This window comes from Pseudomonas sp. zfem001 (assembly GCF_032621725.1).
GTDB lineage: Bacteria > Pseudomonadota > Gammaproteobacteria > Pseudomonadales > Pseudomonadaceae > Aquipseudomonas > Aquipseudomonas sediminis.
Genome location: NZ_JAVYJI010000001.1, coordinates 109177 through 127958, shown reverse-complemented (window position 1 = coordinate 127958; position 18782 = coordinate 109177). Strand labels below are relative to the sequence as shown.

The following is an 18782-nucleotide window of genomic DNA, read 5'->3' as shown; positions in this document are numbered from 1 at the left end:
CGACATGTTCAGACCTCTGTTCGTATTCATCGGTACGCGCTACACGCGAGCCAAGCGCCGCAACCATTTCGTTTCCTTCATTTCCCTGACGTCCATGCTCGGCCTCACGCTGGGGGTGATGGTGATGATCCTGGTGCTGTCGGTCATGAATGGTTTCGACCACGAGATGCGCACCCGCGTCTTGGGGATGATCCCTCACGCCACGGTCGAGTCGCCGACCCCGGTCAGTGACTGGCAGGCGCTGGCGCGCCAGGTGGAGCGCCATCCGCGCGTCGAAGCGCTGGCCCCCTTCACCCAGATGCAGGGCTTGCTGACGAACGACGGCAAGGTGCAGAAGGTGCTGATCAATGCCATCGATCCCGAGCAGGAACGCAAGGTCTCGATCATTGATGGCTTCTTCCAGCAGGGCAGTCTCGACAGCCTGCAGCCGGGCGATTTCGCCATGGTCATTGGCGACAAGGCAGCAGCCAAGCTGGGTCTCAAGCTCGGTGACAAGGTCACATTCGTCGCGCCTGAGGTCACCGTGACCCCGGCGGGTATGTTCCCGCGCCTGAAGCGCTTCACCGTCACCGGTATTTTCCATGTCGGCGCCGGTGAGATCGACGGTGCCCTGGCCCTGGCCAACATCAGCGACCTGGCGCGCCTGCAGCGCTGGAAGCCGGATCAGGTGCAGGGCCTGCGGCTGAAGTTCGATGACCTGTTCCAGGCACCGCGCAGTGCCTGGGAGATCGCCCAGACACTCGACGGCGATTTCTATGCCCGCGACTGGACCCGTACCCACGGCAACCTGTACCAGGCCATTCGCATGGAGAAGACCATGATCGGCCTGCTCCTGCTGCTGATCGTCGCGGTGGCGGCATTCAACATCATCTCCACGTTGGTGATGGTGGTGACCGACAAGAAGGGCGACATCGCCATCCTGCGTACCCTCGGCGCCACGCCGCGGCAGATCATGGCCATTTTCATGGTCCAGGGCACCGTGATCGGTGTGGTCGGCACCGTCATCGGCGCGCTGCTGGGCATTGTTGCGGCGCTGAACATCAGCAGCCTGATCGCCGGCATCGAGCGCCTGCTGGGCATCAAGTTTCTCAACGCCGATGTCTATTTCATCGATTACCTGCCTTCGCAACTGCAGAGCGGCGACGTGGTGATGGTCTGCACCGCGGCGTTGCTGCTGAGCTTCTTCGCCACCCTGTATCCAGCCTGGCGTGCTGCGCGTACCCAGCCGGCCGAGGCCCTGCGCTATGAGTGAGTCCATGAATCAGAACGCCATGAAACAGCACAATGCCGTGCTCAGCTGCCGCAACCTGAGCAAGCGTTACGACGAAGGCCCCGAATCGGTGGTGGTGCTCGACGGGCTCGAGCTGGAACTCTTCCCGGGCGAGCGCGTGGCCATCGTCGGCAGCTCCGGCTCCGGCAAGAGCACCCTGTTGAACATGCTTGGCGGCCTGGATACGCCCAGCGAAGGCAGCGTCTGGCTGGCCGGCGAGCAACTGTCGGCACTGAGCGAGACCGCGCGTGGTCTGCTGCGTAACCGTGCGCTGGGCTTCGTCTACCAGTTCCACCACTTGCTGGCCGAGTTCACCGCGCTGGAGAACGTCTGCATGCCGCTGCTGATCGGCAAGACGTCGATCGCCGAGGCGCGTCAGCGCGCGACAGCCTTGCTGGAGCGGGTAGGCCTGGGGCATCGCCTGAATCACAAGCCGTCCGAACTGTCCGGCGGCGAACGTCAGCGTGTGGCGATTGCCCGTGCGCTGGTCAACCGCCCGGGGCTGGTACTGCTCGATGAACCCACCGGCAACCTCGACCAGCATACCGCCGAAGGCATTCAGGAGCTGATGCGCGAGCTCAGCCGCGATTCCAACACCGCGTTTCTGGTGGTGACCCACGACATGCAGCTGGCACGGCAGATGGATCGCGTGCTCAGCCTGCAGGACGGCAAGCTGGTGACCCTCTGATGTTTCGTCCGCTGAGTATCTTCATCGGCGCTCGCTACACACGGGCCAAGCGCCGCAACCATTTCATCTCCTTCATTTCGCTGACTTCGATGATCGGCCTGGCGCTGGGCGTGCTGGCGATGATCGTAGTGCTGTCGGTGATGAACGGTTTCCAGAAGGAAATGAGCTCGCGCATTCTCGGCATGGTGCCGCACGCCATGCTCTACGGAGCCGAGCCAGTTGCCGACTGGCGTGCCCTGGCGGACAAGGCCATGGCCAATCCGCAAGTGCAGGCCGCGGCACCCTATGCCGAGCTGGAGGGCATGCTCTCGCATCGCGGGCTGATGCAGCCGATCCAGATTCACGGCATCGATCCGGCAGAAGAGGGCAAGGTATCGATCCTGCCCGAGCACATCCGCCAGGGCAGCCTGAACAATTTGCAGCCTGGCGAATTCGGTGTGGTGATCGGCGACATCACCGCGCGGCGTTTCGGCTTGCAGGTGGGCGACAAGCTGACCTTGATCATCCCTGAGCTGAGCAGCGCGCCTGGTGGCGTCACGCCGCGCATGCAGCGCTTGAACGTCGCGGCGGTGTTCAAGGTCGGTGCCGAGCTGGACAGCTCGCTGGCCCTGATCAACGTCGTCGACGCCGCTGCCATGCAGCGACTGCCGGAAGGCACGGTGCCGGGTATTCGTCTGGCGCTGAAAGACCTCTACCAGGCGCCGCAGGTATCCAAGGCGCTGCTGGCGCAGTTGGGTGCCGATTACCGTACCGATGACTGGACCCATACCCAGGGCAGTCTGTTCAGCGCGATGAAGATGGAGAAGACCATGATCGGTCTGCTGCTCCTGCTGATCGTCGCGGTGGCAGCCTTCAACATCATCGCCACGCTGATCATGGTGGTCGCCGATAAGAGCGGCGATATCGCCATCCTGCGTACCCTGGGCGCCACGCCACGGCAGATCATGGCGATTTTTATGGTTCAAGGCTCGGTGATCGGCCTGGTCGGTACGCTGATTGGTACGGTGTTGGGTGTGCTGGCAGCGCTCAATGTCAGCGCGCTGGTGGCTTGGCTGGAGTCGTTCGCCGGGCAGCAGGTGATGAGTTCCGACGTGTACTTCATCAGCAGCCTGCCATCGGATCTGCAGTGGCTGGATGTGGCGCTGATCTGTTCGGCGGCGCTGATCCTGAGCTTCCTCGCCACGCTCTACCCCTCATGGCGTGCGGCGCAGGTGCAGCCGGCCGAGGCGCTGCGCTACGAGTAAGAACGAAAAAGCCGTCAACTTAGACGGCTTTTTCTTTTCAGCGGCGCTCCAGGCGGCGCTTTTCCTGACGCTTGCGCCAGCTACGCTGTACCCACCAGCGCCAGTAGAGCATGGTCAGCACGTAGCCCAGTATCGCGAGGATGATCCCCGCGACGAAGGAGCCCAGGTACAGCGGCTTCCACAGCACCGCTACCTCGGCCGTGATCCATTCTAGACTTAGGGTCTGCGGCATGCGCACGGGCGGTGTCTGCATGATCCACGCGCCCAGTTTGTAAGTGCAATAGAAAACCGGTGGCATGGTGATGGGATTGGTCAGCCACACCAGGCCGATGGAAATTGGCAGGTTGGCGCGCAACGGGATGGCCACTGCGGCGGCGGCCAGCATCTGCATTGGCATGGGGATCATCGCCCAGAACAGGCCGATGGCCATGCCGCGAGCTACCGAGTGACGGTTGAGATGCCAGAGATTGGGGTCATGAATGAGTTTGCCGAGAAAGCGCAGGGACTTGTTACCCTTGATGCTGTCGGGGGTGGGCATGTAGCGCTTGAATAAACGACGCGGCATGAAGAGTCTCTGGGCAGGCAAAAGCGTCGATATTATGCACGGATTCAGTCTGGCCGGCGTTTCCATATTGTGACCGAAGGTGAGCGCCGGACGCGTTCGCTGCAGCTCGATGAGCAGGGAGGAAGGGGATGCGAACAGGGATGTTGGCACTGGCCTTGGGGCTATTGACGCTGCGCTTTCTGCCAAGCCTGCCGCCGAATTGGTTGTTGCTGGTAGCGGTCTGCGCCGCTCTGGCTTTGCTGTTCTCGCGCCTCTATCCGCTTGGGTTCTTTTTGCTGGGGTTGGCCTGGGCCTGCAGCTCGGCGCAATCGGCACTGGATGACCGCCTTGCTCCACCGCTCGATGGCCGTACCCTGTGGCTGGAGGGGCGGGTGGTCGGCCTGCCTGAAGTGGCCGATGGTGTCGTGCGCTTCCAGTTCGAAGAGGCGCACTCGCGGCGCGCCGAGTTGCCGAAAAGAATGCGCCTGGCCTGGTATGGCGGGCCGCCGGTGCAAGGCGGCGAGCGCTGGCGTCTGGCGGTCAACCTGAAGAGGCCGCATGGCCTGGTCAATCCGCAGAGCTTCGACTACGAAGCCTGGTTGCTGGCGCAGCGTATCGGCGCCACGGGCACGATCAAGTCTGGCGAACGGTTATCCCCCGCGACGGGCTTTGGTAGCTGGCGCGACAGCCTTCGCCAGCATCTGCTGGCTGCGCCGGCCTTTGGGCGCGAAGGTGCCATCGCTGCTCTGGTCCTCGGTGATGGTTCCGGCCTGAGTACAAGCGACTGGCGCCTGCTGCAGCACACGGGCACGGTGCACCTGATGGTCATCTCCGGCCAGCATATTGCCCTGCTAGCCGGCTTTCTTTACGGACTGGTGGCTTTGCTGGCGAGAGTCGGTGCCTGGCCAAGGCGTTGGCCTTGGTTGCCCTGCGCCTGTGCGTTGGCCTTGGGCGGAGCTCTGGTCTACGGGATGCTGGCTGGTTTTGAGGTGCCGGTGCGCAGGGCCTGCGTGATGGTTGCGCTGGTGCTGCTCTGGCGCATGCGCTTTCGTCATCTGGGCGCCTGGTGGCCATTGTTGTTGGCCTTGATCGTGGTTCTGCTGCTGGAGCCGCTGGCCTCGTTGCAGCCGGGTTTCTGGTTGTCGTTTTCGGCGGTGGCGATTCTTGCTCTGGTGTTTGGCGGTCGGCTCGGTGTCTGGGGTTGGTGGCGCGGGCTAACACGTGCGCAGTGGACCATGGCCATCGGCCTGCTGCCGATGATGCTGATTCTCGGTCTGCCCGTCAGTAGCAGCGGGCCGTTGGCCAATCTGGTTGCCGTGCCTTGGGTGGGGCTGGTAGTCGTACCCCTGGCCTTGCTGGGCACTCTGCTGCTGCCTGTCCCGGTGATCGGGGAGAGCTTGCTGTGGCTGGCCGGTGGTGCTTTGTATCTGTTGTTCGAGTTGCTGAGCGTGATCGCTGCTTGGCTACCTGCCTGGTTGCCTAGCAACCTGCCGCTGTGGGCCTGGTTATTGGCGGTGGCAGGTGCCTTGTTGCTCCTGCTGCCGGCCGGAGTACCGTTGCGTCTACCCGGCCTTGCGTTGTTATTGCCTGCATTGCTGTTGCCGCCGAAACAGCTGGACGATGGTCGCGCCGATGTCTGGGTGCTGGACGTAGGGCAGGGGCTGGCGGTGCTGGTGCGTACCCGGGAACACAGCTTGCTGTACGACGCAGGCCCGCGCTTCGGCGATTTCGATACAGGGGAGCGTATTGTCCTGCCTTCACTGCGAGCAATGAACCTCAGGCGGCTCGACCTGATGTTGCTCAGTCATGCCGACAATGATCATGCCGGCGGGGCTGCCGCGATCAAAGCCGGCATGCCGGTGAGCCGTGTCATCAGTGGCGAGCCGCAACGGCTGGCCAGGACGCTTGGCGCTGAGGATTGCGAATCAGGACAGCGCTGGCAATGGAACGACGTGACGTTCAGGCTGTGGCAGTGGGACCAGGCCGTATCCGGCAATCAGCGTTCTTGCGTATTGCAGATCGAGGCGGCGGGTGAGCGCCTGTTGCTGACTGGTGATATCGATGTCCGCGCCGAACGCGCGCTGATGCAGGCCGATTTTCCCCTGGCCTCGCGTTGGCTGCTGGCACCCCATCACGGCAGTCGAACGTCATCCAGTCAGGCTTTTATCGATGCGGTCGGTGCGCAGCATGTGCTGATCACGCGCAGTCGCCACAATGCCTTCGGACATCCTCACCCGCAGGTGTTGGCGCGCTATCAGGCGGCAGGCGTCGAGGTGCATGACACGGCGTTGCGGGGTGCTCTGCATTTACGTCTGGGCGAACAGGTCGCGCCTCGCGGGTTGCGAAGCGAGCCACGTTTCTGGCGGGAAAAATGAGAACGGCGGCGGTCGGCATGAAGGGTCTGTGGGTGTTTCGTCACAAGCCGCGTTGCTGCGCCAAATGGCGCCAGGCTAGGCGCAGGACGCAGGTAATGGTGTCCCCTTGCCTAGTCCTGCAACGACGCATGGCGCCATTTGCCGCGCAACCCGTAGGGACGGGCCTGTTTTGCCGCAGTGCGTCGTTGCTCGTCGCTCGTTTGGAATGACCAAACCACACTCCTCGCGCCTAGCCCTGCGGCAAAACAGGCTCCGTCGCGGCTGTGACGAAACGCCCACAGACCCTTTAAACCCTATGCTAGAGTGGCGCGACTTTTTCGAGGGGGATTCTCTACCGTGTGGGAACTGGTCAAAGCTGGCGGCTGGATGATGCTGCCGATCATTCTCTGTTCCATCGCTGCTGCCGGCATCGTCGCCGAGCGCCTGTGGACCCTGCGGCCCGCCCGCGTCACCCCGGCCAATCTGCTGGCTCAGGTGTGGCGCTGGATCAAGGACAAGAAACTCAACAACCAGAAGCTCAAGGAGCTGCGTGAGGATTCGCCGCTGGGGCAGATTCTCGCTGCCGGCCTGGCCAACTCCAAGCATGGTCGCGAGATCATGAAAGAGTGCATCGAGGAGGCCGCGGCTCGCGTCATCCACGAGCTGGAGCGCTACCTCAATGCGCTCGGCACCATTGCCGGCATCGCGCCGCTGCTCGGCCTGCTCGGTACCGTACTGGGCATGATCGAAATCTTCAGCTCCTTCATGGGCTCGGGTATGGCCAACGCGCCGATGCTCGCCGGTGGTATCTCCAAGGCGCTGATCACCACGGCAGCTGGCCTGATGGTGGCGATCCCTGCACTGTTCTTCCATCGCTATCTGCAGCGTCGTGTCGACGAACTGGTAGTCGGCATGGAGCAGGAAGCGATCAAGCTGGTGGAAATGGTACAGGGTGATCGCGACGTCGACCTGGGTGAGGGCAAGGCGTGAAATTCCGGCGCAAACCGCGGGAGAACGTCGAGATCAACCTGGCCTCGCTGATCGACGTGGTATTCATCCTGCTGCTGTTCTTCGTGGTCACCACCACCTTTACCCGCGAGACCCAGCTCAAGGTCGATCTGCCTGAGGCGGCCAGTGGCACGCCGCCCGAGCGGACCGAGCTCAAGCAGGTCGAGGTGCTGATTGGTGCCGATGGCGCCTACTCGGTCAATGGCAAGGCGCTGCTGGAAAGCAACCTGACTAACCTCATGGCGGCGCTGCAGAAGGAATCCGACGGCGACAACAGCCTGCCGTTGATCCTCAGTGCCGATGGCAAGACCCCGCACCAGGCGGTGATTACGGCCATGGACGCTGCTGGCAAGCTGGGCTTCTCGCACCTGCGCATCACCACGGTGGAAGCACAGGAAAATCCCTAAGTGAGCGCCGCTGATCGCTTGCTCGAGGCCTGGTACCGCGGCCACCCGGCGCTGGCACTGCTGCGCCCGCTGGAGTGGTTGTACCGCCGTGTGGTGCAGGGTAAGCGTGCACGCTTTCTGGCCGGCGAGGGCGATATCTACCGTGCCCCAGTGCCTGTGCTGGTGGTGGGCAACATCACCGTCGGCGGTACCGGCAAGACGCCGCTGATCCTCTTTCTCATCGAGCATTGCCGCGCTCGTGGCCTCAAGGTCGGCGTGGTCAGCCGTGGCTATGGCGCCACGCCGCCGAGCCTGCCGTGGCGCGTGCGTGCCGAGCAACTTGCGGCCGAAGCAGGTGACGAGCCCCTGCTGATCGTCCAGCGTACAGGCGTGCCCTTGATGATCGACCCGGATCGCAGCCGCGCCGTGCGTGCGTTGCTGGCCGAAGAAAAATTGGACCTGATCCTCTGCGACGACGGCCTGCAGCACTACCGTCTGGCGCGCGATCTGGAACTGGTGCTGATCGATGCCGCGCGCGGTCTGGGCAATCGCCGCTGCCTACCGGCCGGACCACTGCGTGAACCGGCCGAGCGTCTCAGTGAGGTGGGTGCGGTGCTGTTCAATGGCGCCGAGGCCGACCGCGCCGATGGCTACGCCTTTCGTCTGCAGCCGACCGCACTGGTCAATCTGGCCAGCGGTGAGCGCGTCGGCCTCGAACATCTGCCGCCCGGCCAGGTGGTGCATGCGGTGGCCGGTATCGGTAATCCGCAACGTTTCTTCAATACCCTCGAAGCGCTAAACTGGCGCCCGGTTCCGCACCCCTTCGCCGACCATGCCCAGTACGATGCCGCGCAGCTCAGTTTCGAGCCGTCGCTGCCCCTGCTGATGACGGAAAAGGATGCGGTGAAATGCCGGGCCTTCGCCGCCGCCGACTGGTGGTACCTGGCCGTCGACGCCGTGCCCACGCCGGCTTTTGTCGACTGGCTGGACAACGAACTGGCCCGCCTCATACCGGGGTCTTGATGACCCCATCAAGGACTGCGCCATGGACCTCAAACTGCTCGATATTCTCGCTTGCCCGATCTGCAAAGGCCCGCTGCAGCTTTCCGAAGACAAGACTGAACTGATCAGCAAGGGCGCTGGCGTAGCCTACCCGATTCGCGATGGCATTCCGGTGATGTTGGAAAGCGAAGCCCGTACCCTGAATACCGATGAGCGTCTGGACAAGTAAATGAACGCAGCCTTCACCGTCGTCATTCCTGCTCGTTACGCCTCCACCCGCCTGCCCGGCAAGCCGCTTCAGGACATCGCCGGCAAGCCCATGGTGCAGCACGTCTGGGAGCAGGCGAAGAAGAGTTCGGCCCAGCGTGTGGTCATCGCCACCGACGATGCGCGTATCGTCGAAGCCTGCCAGGCCTTCGGCGCCGAGGTGCTGCTGACCCGCGAGGATCACAACTCCGGCACCGATCGCCTGGCTGAAGTCGCCACCCAGCTTGGTTTGCCGGCCGATGCCATCGTGGTCAACGTGCAGGGCGATGAGCCGCTGATTCCGCCTGTGATCATCGATCAGGTGGCAGGCAACCTGGCAGCCAATCCGCAGGCTGGTATCGCCACCTTGGCCGAGCCCATCGAGGACGTCACCGCGCTGTTCAATCCCAACGTGGTCAAAGTGGTCGCCGACAAGACCGGCCTGGCCCTGACCTTCAGCCGTGCGCCACTGGCCTGGGCACGTGACGCCTTCGCCAAGAGCCGCGATGCGCTGCCGCAAGGTGTGCCATACCGTCGCCACATTGGTATCTACGCCTACCGTGCGGGCTTCCTGCATGACTTCGTCGCCTGGGGCCCATGCTGGCTGGAAGACACCGAGTGCCTGGAACAGCTGCGCGCGTTGTACAACGGCGTGCGCATCCACGTCGCCGATGCGCTCGAGGCGCCGGCGGCTGGCGTGGATACTGCCGAAGACCTGGAGCGGGTACGCCACCTGCTGGGGGCCTGATGAAGGTTCTGTTCGTCTGCCTGGGCAACATCTGCCGTTCACCGACGGCAGAAGGCGTGTTTCGCCACAAGCTGCGCGCAGCTGGCCTGGAAGATCGGGTGCAGGTGGATTCCGCCGGCACTGGCGACTGGCACGTCGGCAAGGCGCCGGACAGTCGTACGCGCCAAGCCGCGTTGCGCCGTGGCTATGATTTGTCTGCACAGCGTGCGCGTCAGGTCGAGGCTGCTGACTTCCAGCGCTTCGACCTGATCCTGGCCATGGATCAGAGCAATTTGCGCAACCTCAAGGCGCTGCGTCCTGCCAATGCCGGTGCTGATCTTGATCTCTATCTGCGCCGTTATCAGCTGGCATTGGACGAGGTACCGGACCCTTACTACGGCGGCGAAGATGGCTTCGAGCAGGTGCTGGACCTGATCGAACAGGCCAGCGATGCGCTGTTAATCGAGACCAAGGGGCGCCTGTGAGTCTGAATCTGCAGAGCGACGTGTCGCTCAAGGCCTTCAACAGCTTTGGTGTCGACGTACGCGCCCGGCTATTCGCCGAAGCTCGTCACGATGACGAAGTGCGCGAGGCGTTAGGCCTGGCGCAACAGCACGGCTTGCCGCTGCTGGTGATCGGTGGCGGCAGCAACCTGCTGCTGACTCGCGATGTCGAGGCGCTGGTGCTGCGCATGGCCAGCCGTGGTATTCGCATTCTGGAGGATGACGGCGAGCAGGTGCTGGTGGAGGCCGAAGCTGGCGAGCCCTGGCATCCCTTCGTGCAATGGAGCCTGGCGCAGGGCCTCAATGGCCTGGAAAACCTCAGCCTGATTCCCGGTACCGTCGGCGCCGCGCCGATGCAGAACATCGGTGCCTACGGCGTGGAGATCAAGGATCTGTTCGAAGGCTTGACCGCGCTGGATCGACAGACCGGAGAACTACGCGACTTTGCCCTCGAAGAATGCGCTTTCGCCTATCGCGACAGCCTGTTCAAGCGCGAAGCCGGGCGTTGGCTGATTCTGCGCGTGCGCTTTCGTTTGAGTCGTCTGGCTTCGCTGCGTCTGGATTACGGTCCGGTACGTCAGCGCCTGGTAGAGATGGGCGTGGAAGCGCCGACTGCCAGCGATGTCAGCCGGGCTATCTGCGCCATTCGCAGCGAAAAGCTGCCAGATCCCGCCGAGCTGGGTAACGCCGGCAGCTTCTTCAAGAATCCAGTGGTGCCATTCGAGCTGGCCGAACGCATTCGCGCCGAACATGCTGACCTGGTCAGCTATCCGGCTGGTGCTGGCCTGGCCAAACTGGCGGCTGGCTGGTTGATCGAGCGGGCAGGGTGGAAGGGCGCGCGTGAGGGTGATGCCGGCGTGCATCGTTTGCAGGCGCTGGTGCTGGTCAACTACGGCAACGCCACGGGCGCGCAACTGCTGCAGTTGGCGCAGCGTATCCAGGCTGATGTATTCGAGCGCTTCGGTGTTGAGTTGGAGATCGAGCCTAACGTGCTCTGATCTGTTCCTGCTTGCCACTCCCGGATTGCATCCAGGCTACGCTTCTGCAGCGCCAGACACGGAAATGAAAAAGGGGATGCCTAGGCATCCCCTTTTTAGTGACCGCAGGAGGATCAAGCCTGGGGCTTGACCTCTTCCTCGTCGGCTGGCGTCTGTTCTTCCGGCTGCGCTTGCTCTACCGCTTCGCTCGCGTTTTGCTCGCTGACGACAGGAGTGGTTTCGGCTTCGGCGACTGGCTCGACCGCAGGAGCGGTTTCGACTGCAGTGGCTTCGGCTTCTACCGGGGCGCTTGCTTCGGCGGCCGGAGCAACTTCGACTGCTGGCGCAGCCTCTATAGCCGGGGCTGCAGCGGCAGCCTGTGCAGCTTCGCGCGCCAGGCGCTCAGCTTCACGCTGACGACGACGCACTTCGCGCGGGTCGTTCGGCGCACGGCCAGTGGCATTTGCCGGAACCGCTGCGGCAGCAGGGGCTTGCTCGACCGGTGCCGGAACAGGCTCCTGGGCGACTTCGACAACCGGCTCAGCTTGTGCGACCGGCTCGGCAGCAGCAGCTTCCACGACGACAGGGGCTTCGACTGCGGCCGGCTCTGCTTCAGTTGCCTTCTCCGCGACCGGAGCTTCGACCGCTTCAGTCACGGTAGCTTCGACTTGCGCCTCGGCCGGTTGAGCAGCAGGGGCTTCTTCAACCTGAGCAGCCGGTGCTTCGACGGCCGGTGCTGGGTTGACCGGAGCTTCGCTGGCAACGGCCTCGCTGCTATCGACGCTTTCTGCAACCACGGCGGCGGCAGTGGCTACGGCAGCTGGAGCGGCGGCTTGAGCTTCGTTACCTGCGGCTTCGCTGTTCTCGGCGCTTTCGATCAGGTTGCCGTCGGCATCACGCTGACGCTCGCGACGGTTGCTGCGGCGACGCTGGCCACGAGAGCGGCGACGCGGACGTTCGCCATCGTTGTTGTCCTGCTCGTCATCCTGCAGCTGTTCTTCGTTTGGCAGGGCTTCATCCTGCAGAGCCTCGGCCTGCTCGGCACGCGGCTGACGCTCTTCGCGCGGCGGACGCTGACGTTCCTGGCGCTCGCCACGTGATTGGCGCTCGGAGCGTTCTTCACGTTGCTCAGTGCTGGCGGCGTCCAGTGGCTCGCGCAGTTCACGTACGCGCTCTTCACGCGGAGCGCGCTCTTCGCGCGGTTTGCGCTCGCGGCGGTTTTCCTGGCCTTCACGCGGCTCGCGTGGGGCGCGTTCTTCGCGTGGAGCGCGCTCTTCACGAGGCTGACGCTCTTCGCGCGGCTCGCGTGCCTGGCGCTCTTCACGCGGTGCACGTTCTTCGCGCGGCTTGCGCTCTTCGTCGCGACGACCACCGCGATTGCGGCTCTGTTGACGACCGTTGCGGCGCTCTTCGCGCGGTGGGCGCTCGCTGTTCTTCTTCTCGACGACAGCTGGCTTGGCTTCTTCTTCCTGGCCGGCGAACAGGCTGACCAGCGACTTCACCAGGCCTTTGAACAGGCTCGGCTCAGGTGCTTTGGTCGGCGTCAGCGGCGCTTGCGGCTCGGCCGCGACCGGGGCACTGCTGCGTGGCGCGGCTTTGATTGCGGCCTCCTGGCGAACCAGGGTGCGCGTGGCAGCGGCCGGGTGGGCGGCGGCTTCTTCGGTTTCCGCAGTAGCGGCGATTTCGTAGCTGGTCTGGCCGCTCAGCGCTTCCGGGCTGTCGTCACGCAGGCGCTGGACTTCGAAATGCGGCGTTTCCAGGTGATCGTTCGGCAGGATCACGATGCGCGCACGGGTGCGCAGTTCGATCTTGGTGATCGAGTTGCGCTTCTCGTTGAGCAGGAAGGCGGCGACCGGGATCGGCACCTGGGCGCGGACTTCGGCGGTGCGATCCTTCAGTGCTTCTTCTTCGATCAGGCGCAGGATGGCCAGCGACAGGGATTCGACGTCACGGATGATGCCTTGGCCGTTGCAACGCGGGCAGACGATGCCGCTGGTCTCGCCCAGCGACGGACGCAGACGCTGACGGGACATTTCCAGCAGGCCGAAGCGCGAGATGCGGCCGACCTGAACGCGGGCACGATCGGCCTCCAGGGCTTCACGCACCTTTTCTTCGACGGCGCGCTGGTTCTTGGCTGGGGTCATGTCGATGAAATCGATGACGATCAGGCCGCCGATGTCACGCAGACGCAGTTGGCGGGCGATTTCCTCGGCCGCTTCCAGGTTGGTCTGCAGGGCGGTTTCCTCGATGTCGCTGCCTTTGGTGGCGCGCGCCGAGTTGATGTCGATGGACACCAGGGCTTCGGTCGGGTCGATGACGATGGAACCGCCGGACGGCAGCTTCACTTCACGCTGGAAGGCGGTTTCGATCTGGCTTTCGATCTGGAAGCGGTTGAACAGCGGCACGCTGTCTTCGTACAGCTTGATCTTGCTGGCGTACTGCGGCATCACCTGCTGGATGAAGGACAGGGCTTCTTCCTGGGCTTCGACGCTGTCGACCAGCACTTCGCCGATGTCCTGGCGCAGGTAGTCGCGGATGGCGCGGATGATGACGTTGGATTCCTGATAGATCAGGAACGGGGCAGGGCGGCTGGTGGAGGCTTCCTTGATGGCGCTCCACAGTTGCAGCAGGTAGTCGAGGTCCCACTGCATTTCTTCGCTGGAACGACCCAGGCCGGCAGTACGCACGATCAGGCCCATGTCGGCTGGTGCATTGAGACCATTCAGCGCTTCGCGCAGTTCGTTGCGCTCCTCGCCTTCGATGCGGCGGGAGATACCACCGGCGCGAGGGTTGTTCGGCATCAGCACCAGGTAACGACCGGCCAGGCTGATGAAGGTAGTCAGGGCTGCGCCCTTGTTGCCGCGCTCTTCTTTCTCGACCTGGACGATGACTTCCTGGCCTTCCTTGAGCACGTCCTTGATGTTGACGCGGCCGCCTTCAGGAGACTTGGAGAAGTATTCGCGGGAGATTTCTTTGAGGGGGAGGAAACCGTGGCGTTCGGAACCGAAATCGACGAAAGCGGCTTCAAGGCTGGGTTCAACGCGGGTGATACGGCCTTTGTAGATGTTGGCCTTCTTCTGTTCGCGGGCGCCGGACTCGATGTCCAGGTCGTAGAGTTTTTGGCCATCTACCAGGGCAACACGCAACTCTTCGGGCTGAGTTGCGTTAATTAGCATTCTTTTCATGTGGTACCAATGGGTTCCGGGCTAGCGGAAGCCACGTTAGGCACACACGACTCTCAGGGTCGGTGTCAGGCGCGTCAGAAACGGTCGTAAATCGTTCCACTGTCTAGCGACGGTCAGCCATTATCAGGCGGCGGTCGCGACGGACGTCTCCTGCTTGCTGTGGTGACAGAAAGCACTCAGTCAGGAAGAGGAATCAACTGGCGGTAGCGGACGAGATGAGGCGTCTTTGATCAAGCGATATGCTACGCAGTCCGACAGTTGTACATCTCCACCCTACACGTATCGCTGAAAATCGGGTGCCGCGCGCGGATTCCGCAGCGGTTGTCAGTTACCGCGACCGCCCGGCGGGCGAATCGCGCATCATACTCAAGGCTTTATTTCCGAAGTCTTCGTGGCCTTTTGCGGCCTTTCTAACCTGAAGAATCCGTCGGACGGCCTCACGTCCAAATACGTTTGCGCGGGCAGGGGATGGCAAGTTTGGCATTCATCCACAAGCCAGGCCGCTTTTGGCGGCGTTCGCGACTATAGCAGCAATGATTAAGTGCTTCAATTCCATAAAAAATTGTTATGATTGCGCGATGACTACTCCTGCCTCTCCAACCTCCGGCGTTCAGCTGATCGAGGTTGCACCGGAACTCGCCGGCCAACGCATCGACAACTTCCTCAGGACACAGCTCAAGGGCGTGCCCAAGACCCTGATTTACCGCATTTTGCGCAAGGGTGAGGTGCGGGTTAACAAGGGTCGGATCAAGCCCGAATACAAACTCCAAGCTGGCGATGTCGTGCGTGTGCCGCCGCTGCGTCTGGCTGAGCGTGATGAGCCCGAGCCGCTGGCGCAGGGACTGCTGCAGCGCCTCGAAGCCGCCATCGTTTATGAGGACAAGGCGCTGATCGTGCTGAACAAGCCGGCCGGTATCGCCGTGCATGGTGGCAGCGGCTTGAATTACGGTGTGATCGAGGCGTTTCGCCAGTTGCGTCCCGATGCCAAGGATCTGGAGCTGGTGCATCGTCTCGATCGCGATACATCCGGCCTGCTGATGATCGCCAAGAAGCGCAGCATGCTGCGCCACCTGCACGAAGCACTGCGCGGCGATGGCGTGGACAAGCGCTATATGGCGTTGGTGCGCGGCCATTGGGCGACTGCCAAGAAGCAGATCGCCGCGCCGCTGCTGAAAAGCAACCTGCGCTCCGGCGAGCGTATGGTCGAGGTGAATCCCGAGGGCAAGGAGGCGCTCACGGTATTTCGTGTGCTGCGCCGTTTTGGCGAGTTCGCCACGCTGGTCGAAGCCAGGCCGATCACTGGTCGTACCCACCAGATTCGTGTGCACGCGCAATATGCAGGCCATGGTATTGCCGGTGACAGCAAATACGGCGATGACGACTTCTCCCGCGAGATTCGCGAGCTGGGCGGCAAGCGCCTGTTCCTGCATGCCTACGAGTTGCACGTGCCGCTGCCTGATGGTGGCGTGCTGAAGCTCGAGGCGCCGGTGGACGAGATGTGGGCCAAGACCCTGGAGCGCCTGAGTGCCTGATTATCAGCTACTGATCTTCGATTGGGATGGCACGCTGGTGGATTCCATCGGCCGTATCGTCGAGGCCATGCATCGCGCGGCCGATGTGGCGGGCGTGCCGCGCTGCACGGATGTCGCAGTGCGCGGGATCATTGGGCTGGAACTTGGGGTTGCGATTCGCACGCTGTACCCGGAACTCGATGAGTCGCTGCGAATCGAAACCATCCGGCGCGCCTATAGTGAGCAGTATCTGGCGCTGGAAACCGAGCCGTCACCGTTGTTCGAGGGTGTGCGCGAGTCGCTCGAAGTCTTTCGTGAGCAGGGGTATCAACTGGCTGTGGCGACCGGCAAGGGGCGCAGGGGGTTGCATAGGGTGCTGGCTGACAAGGGTTGGCTGGATTACTTCGATATCACCCGTTGCGCTGACGAGACGGCGAGCAAGCCCGATCCGCTGATGCTGCACGAGATTCTTGCGCATTGCCGGGTGCAGCCCGAGCGCGCGCTGATGGTGGGGGATTCGACCTTCGACCTGCTGATGGCGCGCAATGCCGGGATGGACGCGGTGGCGGTAGGTTTCGGTGCACAGCCGTTGTCGGTGCTGCGCGAGTGCTCGCCGCGTTTGGCGATCAATGAATTCAATGAGCTGCGTGCATGGCTGGAAGGCCGTCAGGCGCAGCGTCCTGCAGAGGTGAGTGAGCATGTCGGATGAGTGGAAGTCATCGTCTTCGTCGGGCGAGGATGCCAAAAGCTGGAAGTTGCTGGAAAAGGCACTGCTTTCCAGTGTTCAGGAGCAGCGTCGCTCGCGTCGCTGGGGCATCTTTTTCAAGCTGCTGACCTTTATCTATCTGTTCGGTGCGCTGGCGCTGGTGTTGCCGGTGCTTGATTTGAAAAAGGCCTCGACCACTGAGGCGCATACGGCGCTTATCGAAATTCGCGGCATGATCGCTGATCGAGAGGAGGCTAGTGCCGACAAAGTGGTGGGGAGTCTGCGCGCCGCCTTCGAGGACACCAATACCAAGGGTGTGATCCTGCGTATCAACAGCCCGGGCGGTAGTCCGGTGCAGTCCGGCTACATCTATGACGAGATTCGTCGCTTGCGTGGCGAGTATCCGCAGACCAAGGTCTACGCTGTGATCAGTGATCTGGGTGCATCCGGTGCCTATTACATCGCCAGCGCGGCCGATGAGATCTATGCCGACAAGGCCAGTCTGGTTGGCTCCATTGGTGTTACGGCGGCCAGTTTCGGTTTTGTTGAAACCATGGACAAGCTCGGTGTCGAGCGTCGCGTCTATACCTCGGGTGAGCACAAGGCATTCCTCGATCCGTTCCAGCCGCAGAAGGAAGAGGAAACCCGCTTCTGGAAAACCGTGCTGGACACCACTCATCGTCAGTTCATCGACAGCGTGAAGCAGGGGCGTGGTGATCGCCTCAAGGCTGACGAGCATCCCGAATTGTTCTCGGGGCTGGTCTGGTCCGGCGAGCAGGCGCTGCAGCTGGGCTTGGTCGATGCGCTGGGTAGTGCCAGTTATGTGGCGCGTGAGGTGATTGGTCAGAAAGAGATGGTCGACTTCACTCAGCGTGATACGCCATTTGATCGCTTCGCCAAGCGCCTGGGTACCAGTGTCGCGGATCGCATTGCGCTGTGGATGGGCTTTCAGGGGCCGACGCTGCGCTGATATATAAAAGAAGGCCCGCTTAGCGGGCCTTCTTTATTGATGAGTCAAGGAATCTCGATGCCTTCGTTCAGCAGCATGTCCACCAGGCGAATCAGTGGCAGGCCGACCAGGCTGGTGGCGTCTTCGCCCTCGGTGCTGCGAAACAGGCTGATGCCCAGACCTTCGGACTTGAAGCTGCCGGCGCAATCGAATGGCTGCTCGCGTTGCAGGTAGCGCAGGATCTGCTCGTCGCTCAGTGGGCGAAAATGCACGGTGAAGGGCACGCATTCGACCTGGCATTTGCCGGTGCTCGAATTGAGCAGTGCCAGTCCGGTCAGAAAGGTGACGCTGCTGCCGCTGGCGGCGCGCAACTGTTGCTGGGCTCTCGGCAGATCGTGGGGTTTGCCGAGTATCTGTCCGTCGCTGAGTGCGGCGACCTGGTCCGAGCCGATGATCAGGTGGTCTGGGTGGTTGGCGGCGAGGGCGCGTGCCTTTTCTTCAGCTAGGCGTTTGACCAGGTCGATGGCGGCTTCGCCCTCGCGGCGGCTTTCATCGATGCTGGGTGACTGCCAGGTAAAGGGCAGTTGCAGGCGTTCGAGCAGCTCGCGGCGGTAGGGTGAGCTGGAGGCGAGCAGCAGTGAGGGCATGTTCTCTTCCTTTATACGCGTGGGTGGGAAATTCTACTGGCCGTCGCGCCTCGAAAACAGGCCGAATTTCCTTTGACATGGACAGGGTGCATCCCTAGAATGCTGCGCCTATGTTGAATGGGCCGATTCCACCTCACGTTGATCCGCGCAAGCTCGCCGACCGCGAAGCTACCCTTGAAGGGCAGCTCGAACTGGCCAGCCTGCCGCGTCTCTGCGACCCGCTTGCCGATACGGTTGGTACGGTGCAGGCGAAGTTTCATTTCGCCCGTGACGAGCAGAAAACTGTGGTTATCCGCAGTGAGCTCGAGGTTGAGGTCAAAATGGTCTGCCAGCGTTGTCTGGAGCTGGTCGCGCTACCCATCCGCAGCGAATGTGAATACGCAGTGGTTCGGGTTGGAGCGAACACTCAGTCCTTGCCCAAGGGCTACGACATACTGGAAGTGGGCGAAGAGCCGCTGGAGCTTCTTGGTCTGGTCGAGGAAGAGTTACTTCTCGCCCTGCCAATCGTTCCTGCTCATGCCCCAGGTGATTGCCAGCAGCCGGACGGTCTCGATGAGCCCGAGCCAGGCGAGGACGAGGTATCGCGGTCCAACCCGTTCAGTGTATTGGCGCAGTTAAAGCGTGACCCAAACGTTTAGGAGTTAATGAGTTATGGCTGTTCAGCAGAACAAAAAATCCCGTTCCGCCCGCGACATGCGTCGTTCGCACGACGCCCTCGAGGCCAGCACCCTGTCCGTAGAGAAGAGCACCGGTGAAGTTCACCTGCGCCACCACGTTTCTCCGGAAGGCGTGTATCGCGGTCGCAAAGTGATCGACAAGGGCGCTGACGAGTAAT

At 62.5% G+C, this 18782-nt stretch carries 19 protein-coding genes; 16 read left to right on the top strand and 3 right to left on the bottom strand.

The features are described from left to right. The first annotated feature begins 4 nt into the window (after positions 1 to 4). The 3 genes from RTH74_RS00665 to RTH74_RS00655 are packed head-to-tail and all read left to right on the top strand — an operon-like array spanning position 5 to position 3202. A complete protein-coding gene (locus tag RTH74_RS00665; RefSeq protein WP_316913427.1) occupies positions 5 to 1252 on the top strand; it encodes a lipoprotein-releasing ABC transporter permease subunit in 1248 nt (415 codons plus the stop codon). A 19-nt stretch (positions 1253 to 1271) separates the two neighbouring features. Beyond that, entirely contained in the window at positions 1272 to 1958 is a 687-nt protein-coding gene (gene lolD / locus RTH74_RS00660; protein ID WP_371919635.1) for a lipoprotein-releasing ABC transporter ATP-binding protein LolD, read from the top strand. After that, positions 1958 to 3202: a lipoprotein-releasing ABC transporter permease subunit gene (locus RTH74_RS00655; RefSeq protein ID WP_316913426.1), complete on the top strand. Its 1245-nt coding sequence runs from the start codon at positions 1958 to 1960 to the stop codon at positions 3200 to 3202. Before lolD ends, RTH74_RS00655 begins: the two co-directional genes overlap by 1 nt. A 37-nt stretch (positions 3203 to 3239) precedes the next feature. Here the strand turns inward: RTH74_RS00655 and RTH74_RS00650 are convergent, their stop codons facing one another. Beyond that, the gene (locus tag RTH74_RS00650; protein WP_316913425.1) at positions 3240 to 3767 is read right to left on the bottom strand and encodes a DUF2062 domain-containing protein; all 528 of its coding nucleotides are present in this window, start codon (positions 3765 to 3767) and stop codon (positions 3240 to 3242) included. Positions 3768 to 3907: 140 nt separating this feature from the next. Between RTH74_RS00650 and RTH74_RS00645 the strand changes: the two genes are divergently transcribed. From RTH74_RS00645 to murB, 8 genes are all read left to right on the top strand, one after another. Next, complete coding sequence (locus RTH74_RS00645) at positions 3908 to 6121, top strand: DNA internalization-related competence protein ComEC/Rec2 (RefSeq protein WP_316914297.1); 2214 nt, start codon at positions 3908 to 3910, stop codon at positions 6119 to 6121. 336 nt (positions 6122 to 6457) lie between these two features. Further along, entirely contained in the window at positions 6458 to 7090 is a 633-nt protein-coding gene (locus tag RTH74_RS00640) for a MotA/TolQ/ExbB proton channel family protein (RefSeq protein WP_017677620.1), read from the top strand. After that, positions 7087 to 7515 carry a biopolymer transporter ExbD gene (locus RTH74_RS00635; RefSeq protein WP_316913424.1) on the top strand — a complete coding sequence of 143 codons (429 nt, stop codon included), beginning with the start codon at positions 7087 to 7089 and terminating at the stop codon, positions 7513 to 7515. The genes RTH74_RS00640 and RTH74_RS00635 overlap by 4 nt, the downstream gene beginning before the upstream one ends. Then, positions 7516 to 8517 carry a tetraacyldisaccharide 4'-kinase gene (gene lpxK, locus RTH74_RS00630; protein WP_316913423.1) on the top strand — a complete coding sequence of 334 codons (1002 nt, stop codon included), beginning with the start codon at positions 7516 to 7518 and terminating at the stop codon, positions 8515 to 8517. Positions 8518 to 8539: 22 nt separating this feature from the next. Then, on the top strand, positions 8540 to 8725 hold the full coding sequence (locus RTH74_RS00625) for a Trm112 family protein (protein WP_013714804.1): 186 nt from the start codon (positions 8540 to 8542) through the stop codon (positions 8723 to 8725). Then, positions 8726 to 9490, top strand: a complete 765-nt coding sequence (gene kdsB / locus RTH74_RS00620; RefSeq protein WP_143504378.1) for a 3-deoxy-manno-octulosonate cytidylyltransferase — start codon at positions 8726 to 8728, stop codon at positions 9488 to 9490. Beyond that, on the top strand, positions 9490 to 9954 hold the full coding sequence (locus tag RTH74_RS00615) for a low molecular weight protein-tyrosine-phosphatase (protein ID WP_316913422.1): 465 nt from the start codon (positions 9490 to 9492) through the stop codon (positions 9952 to 9954). The genes kdsB and RTH74_RS00615 overlap by 1 nt, the downstream gene beginning before the upstream one ends. Beyond that, complete coding sequence (gene murB, locus RTH74_RS00610) at positions 9951 to 10970, top strand: UDP-N-acetylmuramate dehydrogenase (RefSeq protein ID WP_316913421.1); 1020 nt, start codon at positions 9951 to 9953, stop codon at positions 10968 to 10970. The genes RTH74_RS00615 and murB overlap by 4 nt, the downstream gene beginning before the upstream one ends. Before the next feature lie 113 nt (positions 10971 to 11083). Here murB and rne read toward each other — a convergent pair whose 3' ends face one another. Then, positions 11084 to 14134, bottom strand: coding sequence for a ribonuclease E (rne, locus tag RTH74_RS00605; protein WP_316913420.1), 3051 nt, complete (start codon positions 14132 to 14134; stop codon positions 11084 to 11086). A gap of 578 nt (positions 14135 to 14712) precedes the next feature. Between rne and rluC the strand changes: the two genes are divergently transcribed. From rluC to sppA, 3 genes are read left to right on the top strand one after another with little or no spacing between them, the layout of a single operon-like run. Further along, positions 14713 to 15666 carry a 23S rRNA pseudouridine(955/2504/2580) synthase RluC gene (gene rluC, locus RTH74_RS00600; RefSeq protein WP_017677613.1) on the top strand — a complete coding sequence of 318 codons (954 nt, stop codon included), beginning with the start codon at positions 14713 to 14715 and terminating at the stop codon, positions 15664 to 15666. Then, on the top strand, positions 15659 to 16354 hold the full coding sequence (locus RTH74_RS00595; protein WP_316913419.1) for an HAD-IA family hydrolase: 696 nt from the start codon (positions 15659 to 15661) through the stop codon (positions 16352 to 16354). Before rluC ends, RTH74_RS00595 begins: the two co-directional genes overlap by 8 nt. Next, complete coding sequence (sppA, locus tag RTH74_RS00590) at positions 16344 to 17321, top strand: signal peptide peptidase SppA (protein ID WP_099526417.1); 978 nt, start codon at positions 16344 to 16346, stop codon at positions 17319 to 17321. Before RTH74_RS00595 ends, sppA begins: the two co-directional genes overlap by 11 nt. A gap of 44 nt (positions 17322 to 17365) precedes the next feature. On the opposite strand, the gene RTH74_RS00585 is transcribed toward sppA, so the two are convergent. Next, positions 17366 to 17947 carry a Maf family protein gene (locus RTH74_RS00585; protein WP_099526416.1) on the bottom strand — a complete coding sequence of 194 codons (582 nt, stop codon included), beginning with the start codon at positions 17945 to 17947 and terminating at the stop codon, positions 17366 to 17368. Positions 17948 to 18057: 110 nt separating this feature from the next. On the opposite strand from RTH74_RS00585, the gene RTH74_RS00580 reads away from it, so the two are divergent. Continuing rightward, entirely contained in the window at positions 18058 to 18585 is a 528-nt protein-coding gene (locus RTH74_RS00580) for a YceD family protein (protein ID WP_099526415.1), read from the top strand. A gap of 13 nt (positions 18586 to 18598) precedes the next feature. Beyond that, positions 18599 to 18781, top strand: a complete 183-nt coding sequence (gene rpmF / locus RTH74_RS00575; protein WP_003245185.1) for a 50S ribosomal protein L32 — start codon at positions 18599 to 18601, stop codon at positions 18779 to 18781. Position 18782: the final 1 nt, after the last annotated feature.

What these genes read in the sequence shown, in the direction of transcription:
- lolD (WP_371919635.1), top strand. Translation starts at nt 1,272, where the DNA reads ATGAAACAGCACAATGCCGTGCTCAGCTGCCGCAACCTGAGCAAGCGT.
- RTH74_RS00655 (WP_316913426.1), top strand. Translation starts at nt 1,958, where the DNA reads ATGTTTCGTCCGCTGAGTATCTTCATCGGCGCTCGCTACACACGGGCC.
- RTH74_RS00585 (WP_099526416.1), bottom strand. Translation starts at nt 17,947, where the DNA reads ATGCCCTCACTGCTGCTCGCCTCCAGCTCACCCTACCGCCGCGAGCTG.
- RTH74_RS00645 (WP_316914297.1), top strand. Translation starts at nt 3,908, where the DNA reads ATGTTGGCACTGGCCTTGGGGCTATTGACGCTGCGCTTTCTGCCAAGC.
- RTH74_RS00625 (WP_013714804.1), top strand. Translation starts at nt 8,540, where the DNA reads ATGGACCTCAAACTGCTCGATATTCTCGCTTGCCCGATCTGCAAAGGC.
- RTH74_RS00580 (WP_099526415.1), top strand. Translation starts at nt 18,058, where the DNA reads ATGTTGAATGGGCCGATTCCACCTCACGTTGATCCGCGCAAGCTCGCC.
- RTH74_RS00615 (WP_316913422.1), top strand. Translation starts at nt 9,490, where the DNA reads ATGAAGGTTCTGTTCGTCTGCCTGGGCAACATCTGCCGTTCACCGACG.
- rne (WP_316913420.1), bottom strand. Translation starts at nt 14,134, where the DNA reads ATGAAAAGAATGCTAATTAACGCAACTCAGCCCGAAGAGTTGCGTGTT.
- rpmF (WP_003245185.1), top strand. Translation starts at nt 18,599, where the DNA reads ATGGCTGTTCAGCAGAACAAAAAATCCCGTTCCGCCCGCGACATGCGT.
- RTH74_RS00650 (WP_316913425.1), bottom strand. Translation starts at nt 3,767, where the DNA reads ATGCCGCGTCGTTTATTCAAGCGCTACATGCCCACCCCCGACAGCATC.
- kdsB (WP_143504378.1), top strand. Translation starts at nt 8,726, where the DNA reads ATGAACGCAGCCTTCACCGTCGTCATTCCTGCTCGTTACGCCTCCACC.
- rluC (WP_017677613.1), top strand. Translation starts at nt 14,713, where the DNA reads ATGACTACTCCTGCCTCTCCAACCTCCGGCGTTCAGCTGATCGAGGTT.
- sppA (WP_099526417.1), top strand. Translation starts at nt 16,344, where the DNA reads ATGTCGGATGAGTGGAAGTCATCGTCTTCGTCGGGCGAGGATGCCAAA.
- RTH74_RS00665 (WP_316913427.1), top strand. Translation starts at nt 5, where the DNA reads ATGTTCAGACCTCTGTTCGTATTCATCGGTACGCGCTACACGCGAGCC.